Source organism: Methylophilus glucosoxydans, assembly GCF_042676145.1.
Lineage (GTDB): Bacteria > Pseudomonadota > Gammaproteobacteria > Burkholderiales > Methylophilaceae > Methylophilus > Methylophilus glucosoxydans.
Genome location: NZ_JBHTJW010000002.1, coordinates 793415 through 813696 on the forward strand (window position 1 = coordinate 793415; position 20282 = coordinate 813696).

At 52.3% G+C, this 20282-nt stretch carries 21 protein-coding genes and 1 pseudogene; 12 read left to right on the top strand and 10 right to left on the bottom strand.

Annotation, left to right across the window (positions count from 1 at the left end; all coding sequences use genetic code 11):
• Positions 1-13: 13 nt before the first annotated feature.
• From fabF to ACFQ1T_RS06400, 9 genes are all read left to right on the top strand, one after another.
• The gene (gene fabF, locus ACFQ1T_RS06360) at positions 14-1288 is read left to right on the top strand and encodes a beta-ketoacyl-ACP synthase II (RefSeq protein WP_379074936.1); all 1275 of its coding nucleotides are present in this window, start codon (positions 14-16) and stop codon (positions 1286-1288) included.
• 89 nt (positions 1289-1377) lie between these two features.
• Complete coding sequence (locus ACFQ1T_RS06365) at positions 1378-2253, top strand: alpha/beta fold hydrolase (protein WP_379074939.1); 876 nt, start codon at positions 1378-1380, stop codon at positions 2251-2253.
• 201 nt (positions 2254-2454) lie between these two features.
• Positions 2455-3387, top strand: a complete 933-nt coding sequence (locus ACFQ1T_RS06370; protein ID WP_379074942.1) for an NAD(P)-dependent alcohol dehydrogenase — start codon at positions 2455-2457, stop codon at positions 3385-3387.
• A gap of 2 nt (positions 3388-3389) precedes the next feature.
• Complete coding sequence (locus ACFQ1T_RS06375) at positions 3390-4091, top strand: helix-turn-helix transcriptional regulator (protein WP_379074945.1); 702 nt, start codon at positions 3390-3392, stop codon at positions 4089-4091.
• A 3-nt stretch (positions 4092-4094) separates the two neighbouring features.
• On the top strand, positions 4095-4280 hold the full coding sequence (locus ACFQ1T_RS06380; RefSeq protein ID WP_379074948.1) for a hypothetical protein: 186 nt from the start codon (positions 4095-4097) through the stop codon (positions 4278-4280).
• A 52-nt stretch (positions 4281-4332) separates the two neighbouring features.
• Positions 4333-4503, top strand: coding sequence for a hypothetical protein (locus tag ACFQ1T_RS06385; RefSeq protein WP_379074951.1), 171 nt, complete (start codon positions 4333-4335; stop codon positions 4501-4503).
• Between the two features lie 364 nt (positions 4504-4867).
• Positions 4868-5032: a hypothetical protein gene (locus ACFQ1T_RS06390; RefSeq protein WP_379074954.1), complete on the top strand. Its 165-nt coding sequence runs from the start codon at positions 4868-4870 to the stop codon at positions 5030-5032.
• A 116-nt stretch (positions 5033-5148) separates the two neighbouring features.
• Positions 5149-5352: a hypothetical protein gene (locus ACFQ1T_RS06395; protein ID WP_194748552.1), complete on the top strand. Its 204-nt coding sequence runs from the start codon at positions 5149-5151 to the stop codon at positions 5350-5352.
• Between the two features lie 138 nt (positions 5353-5490).
• Positions 5491-5709 (top strand): hypothetical protein, encoded by a 219-nt coding sequence (locus ACFQ1T_RS06400; RefSeq protein ID WP_194748551.1) that lies wholly within the window; start codon positions 5491-5493, stop codon positions 5707-5709.
• Between the two features lie 107 nt (positions 5710-5816).
• Here the strand turns inward: ACFQ1T_RS06400 and ACFQ1T_RS06405 are convergent.
• The 8 genes and pseudogenes from ACFQ1T_RS06405 to ACFQ1T_RS06440 form a co-directional block, all read right to left on the bottom strand.
• Positions 5817-6126, bottom strand: a pseudogene (locus ACFQ1T_RS06405) (allophanate hydrolase-related protein).
• Positions 6127-6154: 28 nt separating this feature from the next.
• Positions 6155-7573, bottom strand: coding sequence for an allophanate hydrolase (atzF, locus tag ACFQ1T_RS06410; protein WP_379074958.1), 1419 nt, complete (start codon positions 7571-7573; stop codon positions 6155-6157).
• Positions 7527-9089, bottom strand: coding sequence for a hypothetical protein (locus ACFQ1T_RS06415; RefSeq protein WP_379074961.1), 1563 nt, complete (start codon positions 9087-9089; stop codon positions 7527-7529). The genes atzF and ACFQ1T_RS06415 overlap by 47 nt, the downstream gene beginning before the upstream one ends.
• A 34-nt stretch (positions 9090-9123) precedes the next feature.
• Complete coding sequence (locus tag ACFQ1T_RS06420; RefSeq protein ID WP_379074964.1) at positions 9124-9831, bottom strand: cysteine hydrolase family protein; 708 nt, start codon at positions 9829-9831, stop codon at positions 9124-9126.
• A 161-nt stretch (positions 9832-9992) separates the two neighbouring features.
• Positions 9993-10361, bottom strand: a complete 369-nt coding sequence (gene hpxZ, locus ACFQ1T_RS06425) for an oxalurate catabolism protein HpxZ (protein WP_313986860.1) — start codon at positions 10359-10361, stop codon at positions 9993-9995.
• A gap of 14 nt (positions 10362-10375) precedes the next feature.
• Positions 10376-11725 carry an AtzE family amidohydrolase gene (locus ACFQ1T_RS06430; RefSeq protein WP_379074967.1) on the bottom strand — a complete coding sequence of 450 codons (1350 nt, stop codon included), beginning with the start codon at positions 11723-11725 and terminating at the stop codon, positions 10376-10378.
• A 5-nt stretch (positions 11726-11730) separates the two neighbouring features.
• Positions 11731-11979: a hypothetical protein gene (locus ACFQ1T_RS06435; RefSeq protein ID WP_379074970.1), complete on the bottom strand. Its 249-nt coding sequence runs from the start codon at positions 11977-11979 to the stop codon at positions 11731-11733.
• Between the two features lie 66 nt (positions 11980-12045).
• Positions 12046-12744 (bottom strand): GntR family transcriptional regulator, encoded by a 699-nt coding sequence (locus tag ACFQ1T_RS06440; protein WP_313986852.1) that lies wholly within the window; start codon positions 12742-12744, stop codon positions 12046-12048.
• A 498-nt stretch (positions 12745-13242) separates the two neighbouring features.
• Between ACFQ1T_RS06440 and ACFQ1T_RS06445 the strand changes: the two genes are divergently transcribed.
• Positions 13243-15150, top strand: coding sequence for a putative bifunctional diguanylate cyclase/phosphodiesterase (locus tag ACFQ1T_RS06445; protein WP_379074973.1), 1908 nt, complete (start codon positions 13243-13245; stop codon positions 15148-15150).
• A gap of 53 nt (positions 15151-15203) precedes the next feature.
• Here ACFQ1T_RS06445 and ACFQ1T_RS06450 read toward each other — a convergent pair whose 3' ends face one another.
• Together ACFQ1T_RS06450 and ACFQ1T_RS06455 are read right to left on the bottom strand one after the other, a co-directional pair.
• Entirely contained in the window at positions 15204-16385 is a 1182-nt protein-coding gene (locus ACFQ1T_RS06450) for an EAL domain-containing response regulator (RefSeq protein WP_379074976.1), read from the bottom strand.
• A 326-nt stretch (positions 16386-16711) separates the two neighbouring features.
• Entirely contained in the window at positions 16712-17854 is a 1143-nt protein-coding gene (locus ACFQ1T_RS06455; protein ID WP_379074979.1) for a GGDEF domain-containing protein, read from the bottom strand.
• A 575-nt stretch (positions 17855-18429) separates the two neighbouring features.
• On the opposite strand from ACFQ1T_RS06455, the gene ACFQ1T_RS06460 reads away from it, so the two are divergent.
• Together ACFQ1T_RS06460 and ACFQ1T_RS06465 are read left to right on the top strand one after the other, a co-directional pair.
• Positions 18430-18933: an RNA polymerase sigma factor gene (locus ACFQ1T_RS06460; protein WP_379074982.1), complete on the top strand. Its 504-nt coding sequence runs from the start codon at positions 18430-18432 to the stop codon at positions 18931-18933.
• Between the two features lie 25 nt (positions 18934-18958).
• Positions 18959-20011, top strand: coding sequence for a FecR family protein (locus ACFQ1T_RS06465; RefSeq protein WP_379074985.1), 1053 nt, complete (start codon positions 18959-18961; stop codon positions 20009-20011).
• The last annotated feature ends 271 nt before the right edge of the window (positions 20012-20282 follow it).

A 20282-nucleotide genomic window follows, 5' to 3' on the forward strand; every position in this document is an offset into this window, starting at 1 on the left:
TTTAGGGAAATTTATGATGAAACGTATTGTGATTACTGGGATGGGCGCAGTCAGTCCGCTTGGAACAGGCGTTGACTTGGCATGGAAACATTTGTTGGAGGGAAAGTCTGGGATCTCTGCGCTCCCTGATGCGTTGGCAGAAGGCAGTCCAGTCAACATCGCCGGTTGGGTTAAGCCATCAGAACTTGATCCGAGCATGGGGCTCAATTTGTCTGAATATCTCGATGCAAAAGAGTTAAGACGCTCTGACAGATTTATTCAATTTGCTCTGATTGCCGCTAACGAGGCCATTCAGCAAGCCCAGTGGCTACCGATGACTGAGATTCAAAAACAACGCACTGCCACCATTGTCGCTTCAGGGGTGGGTGGTTTCCCAGCCATTGCACATGCAGTCCGCACAGGCGAAGCAGTGGGTGTGGGTAAGCTCTCGCCATTTACGATTCCATCATTTTTGGTCAATTTGGCGGCTGCGCAGATAGCACTTAAACACCAATTCCAAGGACCACTCGGTGCTCCGGTTACCGCCTGTGCAGCAGGCGTACAAGCGATTGGCGATGCAGCCAGGATGATTCATGCCAATGAAGCCGATATCGCAATCTGTGGGGGGACAGAAGCTTGTATTGATAAAGTCAGCCTCGGCGGGTTTGCAGCCGCAAAAGCACTGAGTACAAGATACGCGGCAAGCCCTGAGTTAGCCTCAAGACCGTTTGACACACATCGTGATGGGTTTGTGATGGCAGAGGGGGCTGGTATTTTGGTGATTGAGTCCTATGAACACGCCATGGCGAGAGGTGCAAAACCGCTTGCTGAATTAGTGGGATATGGAACCACTTCTGACGCCTACCATATCACCTCCAGCCCCGAGGAGGGTTCCGGTGCTGCCAGGGCCATGATGATTGCCCTTAATCAAGCACACATATCTCCCGAGGCCGTTGACCATATCAATGCGCATGCCACGTCTACCCCCATGGGAGATGCAAGTGAACTGGCAGCCATCAGAACTGTGTTTGGTCAGCGTCATGCCCAACCTGTGATCAGTGCCACAAAGTCTTCCACTGGACATTTGCTGGGCGCAGCGGGCGGTCTAGAAGCCATTTTTACCATTAAAGCAATTGAAGCGCAGTGTTGCCCACCCACAATCAATTTGGATGCGCCAGATGCGCGGGCAACTGGGCTGGCGATTACGACACAAGCTCCCATTCATCGACATCTTGAATATGCCCTTTCGAATGGGTTTGGATTTGGCGGGGTTAATGCATCTGTCATTTTTAAACGTTTTAACGGTTGAGCATGATGGATCAAACCTGGGGGGTGATCACTTAAATATCACTTCACTCGAAATGATAAGTACTAATTAATTTGATAAGGGAGAATGAAATGAGTGATGCACCAACAGATCTTAAATTTAACGGAGAGGAATTTTTTGTCACGCTTAAAGATGGAGAAACGGTTCGAGTCATTAAAACAGGGAGTGGAGAACCGCTGCTTTTAATGCATACGATCAGAACGCAAATTGAGTTGTTTAGCGAGATGATTCCATTTTATGCGAGCAAATTTACCGTCTATGCCATCGATTTGCCTGGCCACGGTCAATCGTCCATCAATAAGAAAATCAACTACGACGAGCCCTATTTGAGAGCCTCTGTGCTTGATTTAATTGATCAGCTGAATTTGACCAATCTCACCTTAATTGGTGAGTCTATTGGCGCGACACTGTCTCTCACGGTCGCTGCACAAATCCCAGATAAGATTAAGCAGGTGATTGCGGTCAATACATACGATTATGAAACGCGTTACGCAGATGGCATCCGGCGTGGCAACGTTATTGCCAACTTTATGATGTGGAATTACTCAATTCCCATCAATGGGGCGATTTTTGCTGCGCTTGAGACTCGATTTTTCTTGAGCCTGGTGATGAATGGCGGCGTCACAAGAATCAAAAAAATCCCAACCTGGTTAATGAAAATGTTTGATAAAACAGGACATCGGCCGGGCTACAGTTTTCTTGGCAGGAACATATTAAAAAACTGGCGCAGTTGGGCGCAGGCCACTGATCAATATCATAAGATCAAAAGCCCTGTAATGCTGATATACGGAGAAAATGACTGGTCAAGACAAGCCGAAAGATATTTGACTTGGAAGAAAGTACCAAACGCAACGCTTGAGACTATCACGGGTTCTGGGCATTTCCTCAGCGTGGATAATCCAGAGGATTTAAAAAAGACCATATCCCAATACTTGCAGGCAAATTAAGTGAAACCTCAGCCTGAAAATGTGACATTACATTTACAGGCATAAAGCCCATTGCCTAAACAATGGGCTTTATTTATTGGCTAAATATGTTGAAGATGGTGACAAAATCTGGCATGCGCACTGTTTATAGTAAGCATTTCAATACTCCATCGAAATGAATATGAACAAGTGTGCAACTATCCAGAAACAAAGCGTGTTCGCATGAAGCGCATTCAGTACCATCAATATGGCGGGGCAAGTATGATGCGCCTGGAGGAGTTTGAAGTGGAAGCTCCCGGCAAGGGCCAGCTACTTGTGAAGGTGAAATATGCTGCAATCAACCCCATCGACTGGAAGTTACGCAATGGCAGCATGAAGATCCTGACCGGAAACACCTTCCCTCGGGCAATGGGTTTGGACTTCTCGGGGACGGTGATTTCAACTGGTAGAGGGGTGACACGCTTTGCTCCAGGCGACCATGTGTTTGGCATGGCACGGCTGAAACAGGCCGGCGCGTTCGGCGAGATGCTAGTCACCAATGAGTCCTTTGTGACACACAAACCGGATACAGTCTCGTTTGAGGATGCAGCCTGTTTGGCGACGCCTGGCATTATGGCGTGGAGAGGGTTGGTGGAAAAATCCCGCCTGAGGGCTGGTCAACATGTATTTGTGAACGGTTGTGCCGGGGCTGTTGGGATAGCAACGATTCAGATCGCGCAGATGCTAGGGGCCATCGTCTCTGGCAGCTGCCGCCGTGAAGACATGGCAAAAATGCAAAAAATGGGATTAGCCCATGTCTACGACTATCGAAAAGTGGATTTGCATGCCCTGACGCAAAAATTCGATATTGTCTACGATACCTCAACAACCATTTCCGCAAGCACAGGGATGAAGCTGCTCAAGAAAAATGGTGTATTTCTTGACCTTGACCCGAAACCAATGAAATTCCTGCGGGCGATTTTCTCTAAAAACTATCAGGTGCTGATAGGCAGTCCGAGCGAGTATACTTTGGGCAAGGTCGCACAAGCGGCGGCACTCGGAAAGCTCCAATTACCGATTGGCAGAATCGTATCGCTCATCGATGGTGCAAATCTGATGAGTGAAATTGAGGGTGGACTCAAAATAGGGGGCAAAGGTGTTATCGCCATGGAGTAACAATGTCTCGTAGCCATCGCCTCAACGAACTGATGCAAGTGTTGCGTCGACATCGCGGCAGTGTTTCCGGCGCAATGCTGGCGCAAGAAACCAATGTCTCGTTGCGAACGATTCGCCGTGATATTGCAACGTTGCAGGCCATGGGTGCCAAAATTGATGGCGCAGCAGGCGTAGGGTACATGTTAAAGCCTGGATTTTTGCTGCCACCGATGACATTCAATGAAGACGAATTGCAAGCTTTGGTCGCAGGCGCGCAATGGGTGAGTCAACAAACAGATCAAGCGCTCGCGCTTGGGGCTCAAAATGCACTGGCAAAGATTGGAGCAGTCATTCCTGCAGACATGAAACTATTCATGGAGGATGACATGCTTTATGTCGGCGAAAGACCATTTGTCGTAGATTTTGATTCAGGTGTAGTGCGTTATGCCATGCGCGAGCAAAAAAAACTCAAAGTGGCCTATATCAACAAAACGGGTGACACTTTGGCGTATGTGATCTGGCCGCTTATTTTAGGGTTCGTCGATTCGCGTTGGTCCATTGCCGCGTGGTGCGAGTTACATCAGGCATTTAGAATCTTTCTCGTGGATCGTATTGTGGAGATCAGTGAGCTTGAAGATCACTATCCTGGCAATCGACGCCACTTGTCAAAAGAGTGGCGTAATAGCGTCTGCCAAAGTACCGACAAAAATCAGTATATTGAATAACACATGCTTGGCTTAAGTGTGCGCATCGAGCGCGCCTTGAGTGTTGTGTCAATGGTGGTTGATTACTGCCGGGACATTATCTCCTCGCGCAGTATGTCAACCTTGTTTATTGCGAGCTCCATCGCTCAGCGCCCCATTCTGAAGTCTCAAATCGAGGTGTATCGCCTATTCATGCTGGATAAAGTCTAGAGCGAGTATGGAATGGAGCGAGATACAAGCGGACTAGAAGGCGCTGGAAACGGTGATTCTCGGCAAATGGGGGCGCCTGACCCAGGACAATATTTATGACATTGCGGGCAAGCGCGAGATTCTCCTGGAAAAGCTGCAGCAAATTTACGGCATCAACAAGCAAGAGGCCAATCAGCAAATCAATGCGTTTGCCCAGTCGGTACAGGAGATCAAGCACCATTGAACCGCATGCCCTGGTCTTTCAACTGGTAAAGGCCACCTGTTCGTGATCTGCCTCCTGAAGTGGGCCAGTTCGGCGACCGCTTCCGCACCCTCTGTGGCATGACGCCGCGCTTAGGAAGCCGTGATGCATGGATATATCCAGAATTTTTATCAAGTCACTTTGATGAATACGGATTTCAGGATGAATACAGACTGCAGGCGGGTGGTATACACAGGACAGTATGGCCAGTTGCTTCTCGTCTCACTCAAACCGGGCGAGGAAACCGGCTTTGAAGGATAGATGCAAGACCAGTTTTTACGCGTGTAAAAGGGGGCACATCATCATCCATGGCTTCACCGCAGAAGTTGAACAAGGATACGCGATCATGGTGCCAGCCGGGGGCCATCATCACCTGATCAATACGGGCAAACTGGACTTGAAACTACACAGCCGCTACTCGCCACCCAGTCATCAAGAGGGCACCGTCTGTCCTCTGCGCGTGTATGCAGATGTCTCGAAGCTGCCCTTTGACGGGGGCACGACTGAATAAGCCAGACCGTGTTAGCTAGCGAACAAACAGCCCCTAGCGTGCCCGGTAGACTGCAAAGACTGGCTGTTGAATTTCCAATGGCCAGACACAGATCGACCCCATAAAGGATTTACGCCATGTCAATTTCCAATCAAGCCAGTGGATTACATCAACAAGCAGCGACTGATCATGAAGCGGCCGCCAAACATCATCTGAATGCATCAGAGAGCTATCATAAAAATAATGTTTCAGAAGCCAAAGAAAGTGCAAAAAAAGCGATGGAAGCCTGCAACTCGGCCCAGCAGAAAACGCAGTCTGCCTGCAATTGCCATGAAAAATGAGTCAGGCATTTATGCAATGCTGACCGCAACAATCCCGCTTAGGCGGGATTGCTGACGCTGGTGTCTCCGTATGCGGCCAACTGGCGATACGACGGATACTGCTTATGTTTATGCACGCGCTTGTGAAAGGCCCATGCCATGCGCTTTGATCATCAGCCCACCACACAGTTAATCCGCATCTTGAAGGCCGGATTGGGCTTCAAGCTTAACCGCCGGCAACGCTCCGCACACGAGATCGCACAACTGGATCAGATTGCGCACACCAGCGGCGCGCACATTACCTGGATAGAGCCACAGGCACGGACTGCTCGGGCAGCGCCCGACGAATGCCATCAGTCAATGGCAAAAGAACATTGAGTGTGCCAATCTCCCGGTTAAATCAATGGCTTGATCTGCATTGATCGGTGGTTACGACCAGATGAAAAATGAATTGGTTTTTCATGCGGCCTGGAGGCGGACGCTATTCATTGCTGCCCCTGGCTTTGTGCATGCAGATAAGCCCGCCAACCGCCAAAGCACGAGATATCCGTGGCGGTTGCGCTGGCGTAGGCTTCACACAAAAAACCGGCCACTTGTTGGCCATCTTGCAGCGTAAGGGTGCCAAAGCCGAGCGGGGCCGGGGCGCGGTGGGTGAAAGCCGGCCAGGTGGTAGAGTTTGTAGTCGGCCGAGGTATGGGTGGCGCGCACAAAAATGGCTTGCAATGCCAGCAGTTGCGGGTTGAGTGGCAGGCCTTGCATATGCGCGCCGCAGACGGCAACTTCTATCATGGACATGCGGGTTTCCTTGTATTTTTTAGCGCGGTTAGCGGCCTAGCCGTTGCGCCAGTTCAAGCAGCGCAAGGTCATGAAAAGCCGGTGCGCAGAGCGTAATGCCAAACGGCAGGCCGTTGTGCTGGAATCCGGCCGGGAGGGCGATAGCAGACAAATCCAGCAGGTTCATAAAGTTGGTGTAATAGCCCAGGTTGCTATTGGTCTGGATCGGGTCCTGTTCCACTTCTTCTATGGTGTAAATCGTGCCTGCCGTCGGCGTGACCAGCAGGTCAACCTCATCCCAGCATTGCTGGGCCTGCGCCTGGTTGGCTTTGAGCTGGTATAGCGTGGCATAGGCGTCGGCTGCACTGAATTTGCTGGCCCCCTGAATGATGCTACGCGTTACCGGGTGCATGGCCTCTGCGTGTGATTCAATAAAGGGCCGGATGGCGGCATAGCGCTCGGCGACGATGGCGCCCTCATAAAGCAAGCGCGCCGTGTTGAGAAACACCGAAAAATCTATTTCGACGGCTTGCCCGCCTATCGCAGTCAGTGCTTGTACGGCGTGGGCAAACAACGCGGGCGTCTCGGGGTTGCCAAAAAAATTCAGTTGCTCAGTCCGGGGCACGCCAAAGCGAAAGCGGGGTGGAAAAGAATGTACTGCTTGCGCGGGTGCCCGCCGTGAATAGGCATCCTCGTGGTCTTCTCCTTGCGCGACTTGCAACACGGCGTGTGCCTCTTCGGCGGTACCGGCAAAAATAGAGACGCAATCGAGTGAACGGCAGGCCGGCACCACCCCATGCGTGCTAAGCAGGCCGCAGGTCGGTTTGATGCCAACCAGATTGTTAAACGCGGCCGGGATCCGTCCAGAACCTGCCGTGTCTGTGCCCAGACTAAAACTGGCCATGCCCAGCGCAACTGCCACGGCAGAACCCGAACTGGAGCCGCCGGAAATGTAGTCAGGGTCAATGCTGTTTTTGCAGGCGCCATACGGCGAGCGTACGCCGACCAGGCCGGTGGCAAATTGATCAAGGTTGGTTTTACCGACCGGGATCGCCCCCGCGGCAATCAGTTTTTTGACCACCGTGGCATGTTGGTCGGCCGTGTAGGCATAGTCCGGGCAAGCGGCCGTGGTCGGATATCCGGCCAGGTCGATATTATCTTTGATGGCAAACGGGATGCCGTACAAAGGCAGGCTGGTTGGGTCCATCGCCTCCAGTTGGCAGGCGTAGATCAGCATCTCTTCCAGGTTGACCCGGTCAATCCAGACATGGTGCGTATCCTCGGCATGGATTTTTTCTGCCAGCTGCCGGACCAGCTGGCTGGGTTTCAGGCTGCCAGCGCGATAAGCGGCGCTCAGATGCGAAATGTTCAAATTCATGTGGGGCAGGGCTCCGGTGTGGGTCAGGGTGGCTGGCACGGGGTTAGTGCTGGCTGCTGAGGCCGGTGGGCAAGGCCTCAATGCGCGCATATTTACTGCTTAGCCACAGCATGATCGCCACCACCAGGTAACTGGCGGCAATCGGCAGCGATTGGCCAATGCCGATCGCCTCGCCATGCATGAGGCCGAAAAAAGTAAACAGCGCCGCTGCCAGTGCAAAGCCAGCAGCTTTTGCCAGTTTGCGGTCTATGACCAGGGCGGCAATCGCACCCAGCATCAATCCGCCTAAAATGGCGCCACCACCCAGCACCTCCAGCCCATGGTAGAGCACGCCCACCTGGCCGAGTTTATCCAGCCCCAAAGTGGCGGCATTGGTGCCAGCGACGGCGAGGACGTTGTCAATTTGCAATTTTCCCCAGGCCGCAACATGTGGCAAAAAGGCCAGAATAATGGCAGGCGCGTGGCTCTTGGGCGTTTCTTGAAACGCTTGTGCGCCAATCAGCATGCCGATATAGAGCAAGATAGGCGAAATGGCGACCACCGGAATCAATGAGGCCATGAGGGCGATGATGCCCAGCCAGGAAAGCAGCAAAACAATGACGCCGGTCGCGGCTGAGTAGCCGATGCGGCCGCCCATGGCCTTCCAGCCGGGATGCCCAATGTAGACCGCATTGATAAATGGGTTGCCCATCAGGCAGCCAATCAGGCTGATCACGCCGTCGGCCGTCAACACCCTTGTTGTCGGAAAGCTGTCGCCCCCTGCCGCTGCGCTCTCAACATTGTCCATTGCCTCAACCAGGTCATAAATACCAAACGGGATGGCGGTCACCAGAATCACACCTAAAAATTCAAAGCCTGAAAACACATGGTTGAGGGCGGGTAGCGGGATGGAAAAGCCAAAGTTGGCAAGGGCGGCGCTGACGTTATTCAGGCTCATGTGGGCATAATCGAGCCCGAACAGGTGAGAACCCCAGGCGATGAGCGTCCCGGCGGCAATCGCCACCAGCCCGGCCGGGATGCCTTTGAAATAGCGCACGCCGCCAAACCAGCTGGCCAGAATAATGGCGAAGCAGACCACGCCGACCATGGGCGTCATGAACATCTCCAGCGCCGGGCGCAAACTGATAAACGCGACGGAGACGCCTGCCAGCGTGCCCAATAATGCGGCACGTGGGGTGATTTTGCGGATCACCGGCGCAATAAAGCCGCCCAGCATCAGCACAAAGCTCTGGATAAATACCCAGGCCAGTCCGGCCTCCCAGCCTTTGACCGGGTCGCCACTGGCCAGCGAGATGGGCAACATGATCACAAACACCACCACAAACATGTGCGGTACGCTGACGCCTGAAGGCAGCGCACACACATCATTGCGACCGGTCTGCCTAGCGAGTTGATAGGCGAGCCAGGCATAATACATGGTGCTCAGAAACAGCATGAGCCCGGTGGCCGGCAAGATGCGGCCGAACACCATCTCATCCGGCATTTTGAGCACAAACCTGAGCAGGCCGGTGAGCACCAGCAGATTGACCAGAATATTGGTGCCAAAACCAAAGAGCGCGTTCCAGTCGCCCGGTGACCAGAGTTTGATGCCTGAAGCGGTTTTCATGATGGGGATTCTCCTCAAATGGCGGGATGCCTGATTATTTTTGCAATGCGTTGACCAGTGGCTGGCTATCGGTGACCCAGCCAAAAATCGCGCCTTGGGCGGCAAACATGCGCAGGCTGACGGCGTGAAATTCGGGGTGGTATGAGGCGCAACAATCGCCAGGAATCAGGCAACGGAAACCGCGGTCATTGGCTTCGCGCACCGTGGTATGCACGCAGACTTCGGTCGTCACGCCACAGACAATCAGCGCTTCAATGTTGCGCTTGCGTAATAGCAGTTCGAGGTCGGTGGCATAAAAGGCGCCTTTGCCAGGCTTGTCGATAATGGGTTCGCCAGCGATGGGTGAGAGCGCCGGGATAATCTCGTGCCCCGGTTCGCCACGGATCAGGATACGCCCCATCGGCCCCTGATCGCCGATGCGCAATTTTGGCGCGCCCCGGTCCACTTTGGCTGGAAAGGCGTCTGACATGTCTGGTCGGTGGCCTTCACGGGTATGGATTACCAACATGCCCTGCGCCCTGGCTGCCGCCAACACGGCCTGGCAGGGGGCAATTGCCACTTTGAGCAAACGCACATCATTGCCCAGACTTTGCCCAAAGCCCCCTTCTTCAATGAAGTCGCGTTGCATATCGATGAGCATGAGTGCAGTGCGTGCGGGATCAAAGACAAAAGCTTCGGGCGTGGCTGGGACGGTGACTGTTTGCAGGGTGGAGATCATCTGGAATGACTTTATAAAATGCATCAATGTATACAACAAAGCAAATCACATGCCTGAGTTGCGTTTATGCCTGGTTGGAAAAAAGGCTTTTAAAACAAGGGAATTCTTGTTTAATCTGCTCGGCGAGGATGCGGAAAATCAGCCAGTGCTCGCCAAAAGAGTGCGGCTCGCACCAAGCGAGCGCATTAGTCCGGCATCAGGGACACATGCGCCGCTGCGATTTTCCAGCCTTGTTCAGTGCGTATCCAACTCTGGCTTTGCCGGCCAGTGCCATTGTCGCGCCTGAACTCGGTGCTGGTGTTGGCATAGTCATGGCCATAGGTGGTGATGACTGTATTAAACAGGGTGCGTGGCGGCGGGGGCGTGCGTTGTTTTCTGAAGGCGACAATCTGCTCCCAGCCATACAGGTTTTCGGCAGCGCCATAGCGCACGGCGAGGGGGCTTTGCCAAAAGAAATGGATCAGGGCTTGTACGTCATTGTTGACCAGGGCACGTTCGTAGTCAGCAAATACCGCGGTGACTTCGGCGAGGACAGGGGGATGATTAATCAGCATGGGTCACCTCTGTATCAGTTTCTAACCACGGGAGACTGGCAGACTGACAACGACTGTAAATGGTGTGCCAGTTGCAGCAGCTGCGCCTCCTTGCCGGGCGCACCTATCAGTTGTACCGCAATCGGCAGCTGGCCGGGCAAATGCACAGGCACCGCGACGACAGGCAAGCCAATAAACGAAATCGGCTGGGTAAACATGCCCATGTTGGGTCGCAACGGCATACGGTTGCCGTTGATCACCATGTCTTCTTGCCCTAGCGGTTGTGCACAGCAAGGGGTGGCCGGTGCAATCAGCACATCCGTGCTCGCAAACACTTGCATGGCCTGCTCAAAAAACCAGCGCCGCAGGCGTTGTGCCTGCAGATACCAGGCGGCTGGTAGCGTGGTGCCTGCCGCCAGCCTGGGGCGGGTCAGCGGGTCAAAGTCAGCGGCCTGCATTCGCAAGCGGGTCAGGTGGCGGTTGCCGCCTTCGCTAGCGGTAATCAGATAGGCGGCTGAGCGGGCGCGCGCCACTTCGGGTAACTCGACCACTTGCGTCACCTGCAAGGCCTTGCACACGGTGGCGACGGCGGCCTGTGCTTGCGCATCGCCTTGCTCAAAATAGCCACCCAGTCGGGCGAGGCGTGGCGTGTCTGAGACTAATCGTGGCGTTGAGTCCGCGCTGGTGTTGCCTTGCAGCACGTCAAAGCAAAGCGATAAGTCTTGCGCGGAGCGCGCAAAAATCCCGGCATGATCAAAACTGTGCACAAACGGAAACATGCCTTGTAAGGAGAGGGCGCCATAGGTTGGTTTCAAGCCAAACAAACCGCACATTGACGAGGGCACCCGTACGGAGCCATTGGTGTCTGAGCCTAGCGTCAGTGGCACCAGCCCGGCAGCGACGGCGGCGGCTGAGCCGCCGGACGAGCCACCAGCGCTACGCGTCGGATCATGCGGATTGCGGGTGGGGCCAAAATGGTGGTTTTCAGTAGTGAAGCCATAGGCATACTCATCCATATTGAGCGCGCCGAGCAAGATGGCTCCCGCTCTTTGCATGGCCTGCACCAGCTGCGCATCAGTGCTGGCGGGGGCATGACTTTGGTTGATTTTGGCCCCGGCCAGGGTAGGCAACCCGGCAATATCAAACAGGTTTTTCACCGCATACGGCACACCCGCCAACGGTGGCAAGCGCTCGCCACGGTCACGTGCCGCATCCACGGCCGCGGCCTCTTGCAACGCACGCCCCGCAGTTACGGTGGTAAAGCTGTTGTAGCGGCCATCATGGCGCGCAATGTCGGCCAGCGCCGCCTCGGTCACGCGCAGGGCTGAGACGGTTCCCAGGCGGATTGCGTTGGCAATCTCGATTGCATTCTGACTTCCATCCATGGCGCTTAGCTCGCTGCCTGTGGGCGAAACTCTGGTGCGGGCTCAATGTGCTCGTCCAGCGGCCAACTCATGACGCGTTCGGCATGGCTGAATAGCAGGCGGTAATGTTGCGTGGTTTGCAGCAGGTCCTGTTCGTCAAGCGTGATACCCTGTAATTGCAATTGGCTGGCAACAAATGCCGGTGTGATTTCGGTGTCTTGTAGCATGGCGTGTGACAAAGCAAACTCCTTGGTGAGGTTTTTTTTGATATGCAATATTGTATACAACAAAAGCCAAGCAAGTGCCGTACCAGTGCGGCGGACTGGGTGGGTTTCAGGCGGTCAGGCAGAGGGGGTGGATAAGAACTTTTGCCGCGCCAAGGCAGTCAGCGTCAGGGTTTTGGCGAATTCTCGACTGCGCTGGATATGTCGCTTCATGGCTTGTTTGGCCTTGGTCGTGTCGCGCTCTTTAATGAGCTGCAGTATCTCATAATGCTCTTTATAGGTGCGCTGGCTGCGATTGTCAGCGTTCAGGTCCAGGCGACGAATGACGCGGATGCGGTGGTTAATGTTTTTTAAAATCGAGGCCAGCACCGGTTTGTCACTGGCTAGCGCCAGCCCGACATGAAAAGACTCATCTTTTTCACCAAGGTCTATACCCATCTGTAATTCCGCATCATGCTTCTCCGGCTGCCACAGTGCCATCATCTGCTCCACTTGCTTGTCACTCATGGCGTTGACCGCAGATTCGACGATGAGCAACTCCAGAGCGATGCGTGCCTCGTAATACTCCATCAGTTCGTTCACATCCAGCTCACGGATAAAGCAACCCTGCTTGGGACGTATGCTCAAAAAACCCTCTATTTCCAGCCGTTGCAACGCCTGCCGGATCGGCGTGCGGCTGACACCAAACATCTCTGCCAGCGCCAGTTCGGTAATGCGCGTGCCCGGATAGAGCTCAAAAGAAATAATTTTTTGCTTGAGCTGGCTATACAAAGCGTCGACAGTAGAGCTTTTTGCAGGTTTTTCTTTTTTGATCATGACCTTGAATCTGACTGGGGATGCGATTAAAGATACTTGGATAATGGCCTTTCGGCAACCGTTACACTACGTATGCGTGGTCACTACGCCTGCATTTTACGTGCACCTGGCTTGAATAGTCCGATTGGGCTATGAGTAATTGCGGGCATCGCTTTTATAATGACAGGCGTTAATTCGGGTTTGGTCATTCATCAAGGGAACAGGGCTGATTGCAACGGCTTCGATGGCCAGGGTTGCATCGCTTGTTGCCTGATTCTCAAAAAAACCGGACATTCGTGATACGAAATCTTCGGTAAATAAACATAGCAAGTCGTGTCCAGCATGGCAAAAGCAGTTGCCGCGCAGGATGCATCCAGATCAACCGCGGTTGATCCTCTCTATTTTTGCATTATTTAACAAACCCCCCGGCCTATTTGCCAATATACTCACCTGCTGCAAATAGGGCGTGTTTGCGGCTGTTCCGGCAGGGCCGAATTTTGAGATTTTGATGTGTTACCCATGATTGACCTACGATATTACCGTCATTTTGACGAAAACATCCTTTACGCCAGATACTTTTCGTTGCTGCCTTATGTGCCTGTAGTGATTGTGGCTGCAGTGGTGGCGATGCTGACACAAATCTCGGTGTTTCACCGTAATGAGCCCTTTGTCTGGTCTTTTGTCGTGCCTGCCATGCTCACGCTGGTTTCGGCCGCAGTGTTTGTCTACTGGTTTATTCACCGCAAGGAAAAACCGCACACCGATGTGGTTCGCAAACGCTTGCAGTTTTTCGCCAGTTTGCTGCTTGTGGCGGGCATCACCACTGTGATTTGCGACCTGCATCTGCTGCAAGACTCATCTGGCTACAGCCGCTACTTTTTGGTCGTGCAGATGACGCTATATGGCATCTGTTTTCCGTTTCTGCTGGTCAGCCTTGGCCGGCCGGCCTACCTTTACAATCTGATGCTGATCGTCACCACGCTTGCTTACGTGCTGTATGCCGATATTGAGTATAGCCATTCATTTGCATTCATGATCCTGATTTTTGAGATTGGCATGTTGATTGCCATGTACCGCCGCAACAAGAGCTTTGATTCCCTGGTCTACAGTTCGTTACACGCTCAAAATCTGGCCGCCGAAAATGCGCGCCTGGCCAATGTGGACATGCTGACTGAACTGCCAAACCGCCGCCAGTTTTTTGCCACGATTAAAGCGCAATCGCTGGAGCATTTGAAAAACGAAGGCAAAAAATTTGCGATTGGCATCATTGATCTCGACAAGTTCAAGCAGGTGAATGATGCGCATGGGCACCGCATTGGTGACCTTGTGCTGGTGGAAATCGGTCGGCGTCTCAAGCATTACCCGCGATGTCAGCATCCTATTCACTTCTACCGCTTGGGCGGCGACGAATTTGCCTTTCACAAGCATTTTGTTGGCGATGAAGCGGCGCTCAAGCAGCTTGGTCAGTCTTTGATTGCGCTGATTGAAGAGCCGGTAGCCGTAGAGGGGATGTTATTCAATTTGAGCGCCTCTATCGGTATTGCGGTGTTTCCTGAGGTGGATGATACGTCAGAGAAACTTTATGAGTATGCGGATTATGCGCTCTACCATGCAAAGAACACGGGGCGCAGCCATACCGAGCTGTTTTCGGCCCGTCATCTTGAACGGCTGCAAAGCCGCCTGCAAATCGAACGGGCGTTACGTTCTGCGGATCTGGTTCAAGAATTTTTCCTGGTCTTTCAACCGATGGTGGATATCCCCTCTGGTCGTACCATCGCCTTTGAATGTCTGGCGCGCTGGAACAGTCCGGCACTGGGGATGGTCAGCCCGTGTGTATTTATCCCGGTGGCTGAAAGTATAGGCATGATCTCCAGTCTGACGCTGACTTTGTTTTCTCAGGCCTTGCAGGCCGTGCAGGCCTGGCCTGCCCAGATTGGCTTGTCTTTTAATCTGTCGGCGTTTGATATTATCAGTGATAAGGTGGTGCAGGATCTGGTGGCGATGCTCGCCGCCAGTGGTGTCGATCCTGCACGGATTACCTTTGAGTTGACTGAGACTGCCTTGCTTCAGGATTTTATTGTGAGCAGAAACAATATCGAGTTGTTACGGCAAACTGGTGTTTCCCTGGCGCTGGATGATTTTGGGACCGGTTACTCCAGCCTGAGTCACGTGCAAGGTTTGCCGCTCAACAAGATCAAGGTGGATCGCAGCTTTGTACATGATATGGAAACCAATCCGAAGAGCAAAATGATCGTGCGTTCCATTCTGGCCCTGTCTCATGGCATTGGCGTTGATTGCGTGGTGGAAGGCGCCGAGACACAGCAGCAAGTCGACTTGCTATCCTCCATGGGTTGCAAGATTATCCAGGGCTTTTACTACGCCAGCCCGATGGTTGAACCCGAGATCGTCAGTTACCTGCGTACCTGACCGGCATCGGGTCAGGCGATGCCTTGGCCATATGCCGGGGCCAGCTGCTGCGGTCAGCGTTGTCCGTTCCAGTGGCTGAGCCAGACTTTGCTGGCGGCCGCATCCATGGGTCTGGCAAAAAAATAGCCTTGCCCGAAGCGGCAGCCCAGCTCCCGTAAACCGATGGCGGCCATACTGTTTTCTATGCCTTCGGCAATCGTCTCTAGCCCCAGGCTTTCTGCCAGTTTGAGCGTTGAGGCGATCACCTTGCGTGATTTGGAAGAGGCCTCCATGGTAGTGACAAATGATTTGTCAATTTTGAGCTCGGTAAATGGCAGCGCCGCTAATTGCGACATCGAAGAATAGCCCGTGCCAAAATCATCAATACTGAGCTTAAAGCCTTGTTCACGTAAGTGAGTCAGGATTCTTTCCGCCTGTTGCGTATCCAGCATGGTGGCAGTTTCGGTCAATTCCAGAATCATGCGCGCGGGATCGAAGGCAAACCGTTGGCAGACTTGTTCCAGCATCATGATCAAACGGTCATTGTGCAGGCTTTTGGCTGAAATGTTGACCGACAAGCATAGGGTTGAACTGATGGATTGGATAAACTGGATACCAGTCACAACCACGTATTCAGTCAGGGCTTCTATTTGCCCAGTGTCTTCTGCCACATGAATAAATAATTCGGGTAACTGGATGCCATGCTGTGGGTGTTGCCAGCGCAGCAAGGCCTCAAAGCCTATCACCTCGCCAGTAAATAACTCAATTTGTGGTTGATAATAGACGACGAATTGCTGCTGGCGGATCGCCGCGTCTATGCTCTCGTGGTCGATGCTGAGTGGTTTGACGACTTGTGTATGATCCGTGGCATGCAAATCGACGGAAGGATGGTCCGCCAGCAGTTTTTGCAGCAGATGCGGTAAGACCGGGTGATGCAAAATGCCGCGGATATTCAATTGATGTTCCAAGGCCGTCAGCTGCGCCAGCGGCAGTAGCACTGAACCGATGCCGCTGGTCAGGATAATGCTGCTTTGGCAGTCCATACGCGCCAGCGTTTTCAGAATCTCAATGCCATCAATACTCGGCATGACCAAATCAATGGCCAGGTGCGATGGCTTCCAGGCCAGGATGGCATCAATAAATTGTCTGCCATCTTCACAGTGTTTGACCTCAAATCCCAGATCTTTTGCGACGGCAGTCATCAGTGTCGTCAGCGTGACATCATCATCCAGAATCAATAGCGTATTTGTACTCATTGCACCACCTCCTTTTATTGGCATTCATTGCCGTTCTTGTTGTTGCTGTGTTGCAGGGGTGAAACTAAATGGGTTCGCTGAGAATAAACCTCAACACATTGGGCTGTTTAGACTGAGTAAAGTTTTATGGTAATGTAATTTGCTTAAAAAATGAACATGGTTTTGGCTGAAAACAAACGGAAATGTGCTGGTTTGGTTATAAACAGCCAAATTTTGAGGCGGGAAAAGTGTTAGTAACGCCACCGCATGCGGCGATGATCGGTCAATAATGATGCATTAGCAAGATTAGAAAGTGCATTGAGACAAAAGGGCAGGGCTAGTATAAGTTATGCCATTTTTTTAAGGTCCAGGGGCTCGCTGTAAATCTGCAAGTGACCGCGGCCGGCACGCTTGACCTGATACAGCGCCTGGTCTGCGTGTTCATACATGGTTTGCGCAGAGAGTTTGGCGTCGCAGGTGGAGCAGGCGCCGATAGATGCGCTCACCGTCAGTACCCGTTCGTCGATATGCATGGTTTGAGACAGTGCATGGCTGATTTCTGCACACACTTGCTTGAGGCGCAGATGCTCGCAATCAGACAATAAATGAAATGCAAACTCATCGCCACCCAGTCGGTAAAACTGCACGTCAGCTGTGTGAATCGCAGCCAGCCGCTTGCCCACCTCGCTTAACACCAGGTCGCCAATATGGTGACCGTATTGATCGTTGATCGGTTTGAAGTGGTCAAGATCCAGAATGCCAACAACAAAACAATGCTCACCCAGGCTGGATTCGGCTTGTTGTTGTGCCGCTTGCAGAAAGAACTGACGCCGGTTAGGCAGCGCAGTTAACACATCCTGTTGTGCCAGCCGCTGATTTTCCTTAAGCAGGCTTTGCGTTTCAAAGGTTGCATTCACCCATTGGTCAAAGGTCTTGTTGCTGGCGCGCATGGTTAACAGCATGCCCACTTCAAACACCAGAATCAGCATGGCGACCAAATAGGGATGTTCAATGTCGCCACGAAACACGCAGGTCACCGCCGCCCCAATCAGCAACACATTGTAGGCGTAAGCCGCCGCCCCCAATTTGCTCAGGATAAAGGCAAAGCACAAGCCATACAGCGTGTTGTGCACGATTAAAAAGTAATGCGAAAAACTGCCCGTGATTGGAAACAGGTACAAACTGCGCCAGAAGGTAAACAGGCCTGCCAGTATCAGCAAGGTAGAGGCGGTATCCAGGCGTTTGCGGATATTCTCGATCGGTGGCTGGTCATGCCTGTGCTTGTACCAAAACCACAGCAAAATCACGCCTATCGCCAAGCGCAACATGGGCGGCAAAATGGCAAATTTCCAATCAATCTCACCCTGAAGCGCCACCATTTGGATCGTCAATGCGCTAATCGCGGTAAAAATGACCACGGGCACGTCGTTTACCAGGCTGTGGTAGCGGGCGCGCAATAAGTTAGCATCAGGTTTCTGGAGCAGTGACATTAAAATCGGTACAGGTTTCAGGAATAGCTTATCTTATGCAAGAGGCAACCGGCTTGATCATCAAAATATCGCTTTGTTTTATTCTTTATTAAGCGTTTTAATTCAGATGAAAGCAGCCATGTCCGAACCCGCATCCATTGTTCAGGCGATGGATGCCAGTTAGTTGGCGCTATTATCGAAAACTTTGAGCTTTTAGGGGGAGAGCACAGATTCAATTTATCGCTAATTTTTGCAATTCATTGTGAACTTGGGCTGTGATGGTGCCTGAATATTTTGGTGGTTTGGCGCTTAACGCTGTGATGCCAGCATGATTCGATGCCTATTCTTGACGGATAAACAAAGGTTAGCGTTGCAGGCCTCACGATCCAGCGGAGCGGTCGCTGGATGTGCCATAACCAAATTGGTTTTTATCAGCCATTTTTATTAAATATGGTTGTTTTAAACCTGTTTTATGTCAGGAAATTTTCCCTATTCATTTTTTTTATAATTGAGAATCAGTCTCTTATACGTGGTTGTGTCATGTGGCATGCGTTTTGCACTCTATGAATATAAATCTAAAAGTAGGGTGGCAGGATATGAGCGAGACACTGGCATGGTGCGGGATCGATTTAAAATGGGCTTACACGGATGTGTTGCGTCGCATTGGTCGGCGAACAGCTTGTGTACAGCGGGCCAAAGATATTTTGCATGATGCGTTGGTGTTTTTTGCCGTCTCCAGCCATCCGGCACGTGAAGAGTCGCCACAGGCCTATTTAAACGGCATCGTGAATCATCTGCTGGTCGATGAGTTCAGATACCGCACCCGCTTTGTCGATGAGGAGCAGATGGACGAAACCGCCCTGATCCTCGACTGCACGCCAGAGCAGCTGTATGAAACCCGGCAAAAACTGCATCACTTGCAGCGTATTGTGGATTTATTGCCAGAAAAATGCCGCCAGGTATTCTGGCTCTATCACGTCGATGAAATGAAGCAACGCGAAATCGCCTTGCATCTGGATATCAGTACCAGCATGGTAGAAAAACACCTGATTCGTGCCATGCTGGACATCCGTGCCTTTCAGCAAACCCTCAACCATTAAAGGCTTATTGACCTCAACTGCTGCCATGTCAAAACCCGCCCAGTCCAAGCCACTCAATGCCAAATCGCTCACCTTGAGCGAGATGGCGGCGCGCTGGTATTTACGGTTGCGTGAGCAGGAGAAAAATGCACGTGGTAGCGAGCAGCAAGCGTTTGAGGCGTGGCTGGCCGATGATCCGCGCCATGCGGCGGAATACGACAGTATTGCCCGCGCCATGCGGCAACTGGATTCAGCCGAGAGCCTCTCTAGCTTGGCCGATGCCGCCGAGCAGCGAATGTTTTTAGCCAACGAGGCCAAACGCAAAACCCGGCAGCGCCGGCTTGGCCAACTGCTCATGATAGGCATGATCAGTATCATGGGATATTTCTCACATCAGCAATACCAGGTTTGGCAGGCTCAGCCCGTCATGCAAATGGCCGCGCAAAACCCGGTAGGTCAAATCGTCACCAAAACGCTGGATGATGGCAGTAAAGTCACCCTCAGTGCCAAGAGTGATATGGAAGTCACTTACTATCGCCACGAGCGCCATGTGCTGCTTAAAGAAGGCGAAGCCATTTTTGAAGTGACCAAAGACCCAGAGCGCCCCTTTATTGTCGAAACTGATACCGCCAAAGTTACTGTGTTAGGCACACGCTTTGCCGTCAACCGTCTGCAACAACTGGTGCGTATCAGCGTGGATCATGGCCGAGTCAAGGTCGAACCAAATCTCGACTCTAAAGCTGAACAAGCCACCTCAACCGCTGAAGGCCAGCCCGCCATCGCCAGGGAGATCACCAACGGCCAGGTGCTCGAGGTCTACCCCAATCACGCCATGGCACTGGTCAATCGCCCCGCCTCGGACGCCTTTGCCTTCATGAAAGGCCGCCTGGTATTTGACCGCGCCGATATCGACGAAATAGCTTACACCGTTTCGCGCTACCGCGTTAAACCCGTGCAAGCACAGGGCAAGCAGGTGCGCAATATTTCTGCAGATATCAATATCCAGGATATCGACCATTTCCTGCGCGGCCTGCCCAATATCGCCCCGGTCAAACTGCAAGAAACGCCCCAATATACCTTGCTGAATAGCGCGCACTAATCACTTGATGCGTGAATGACCTTGCGCTGAGTCAGGTCGTTATCAATTAAGTTGCTTCAGCCTTTTCTCTAAGCAAATTAGTCTTTGTAAATACGCATACGATTAAGCCTTCTCGCCAATTCCTGATCCTCAATCTCGCCATATTTTTCCTCTCATCGGCTTTTATTAAAGCGATTTTCTAGCCCTCAAAAAAACATAACCAAACCCATTATGTAAAGTTAAGTTAACAACGTCAGGGTTTTGCCGCGCTCACAGATGAGTCAATAGGACA